At 34.1% G+C, this 364-nt stretch carries 1 protein-coding gene; it reads left to right on the forward strand.

The window, feature by feature from the left end; all coding sequences use genetic code 11:
* Positions 1-16 precede the first annotated feature (16 nt).
* Positions 17-118, forward strand: coding sequence for a photosystem II reaction center protein J (locus DL237_RS21130; RefSeq protein WP_119400805.1), 102 nt, complete (start codon positions 17-19; stop codon positions 116-118).
* The last annotated feature ends 246 nt before the right edge of the window (positions 119-364 follow it).

Below are 364 nucleotides of genomic sequence, written 5' to 3' on the forward strand. Positions count from 1 at the left end.
TGGAACTACTGGACGTATCCCTCTATGGCTTGTTGGTACTGTTGTTGGTACTTTAGCTATTGGTTTATTAGCTGTTTTCTTCTATGGATCTTATGTTGGTTTAGGTTCTTCTCTATAATCAAATTTAAATTTTTTGTTTAGGCAGTTGGCTATGCCTCAACTCACTTACGGGATTTACATACTCCGTAAAAAAGATGTTAGTGGCAAGTTACTGCCTATTCGAAAAAATTTGAAGCCCTTATCAAGCTTCCACATAGCGTTTTAGATGGTTTGTTTTCCAACAATCCATCTTTTTATATATTTGTTATGAAAATAGCAGTTTATTTAGACTTTTGCATCAATCCATAGGATTGTATATACCAGA

This window comes from Pseudooceanicola sediminis (assembly GCF_003575965.1).
Lineage (GTDB): Bacteria > Pseudomonadota > Alphaproteobacteria > Rhodobacterales > Rhodobacteraceae > Pseudooceanicola > Pseudooceanicola sediminis.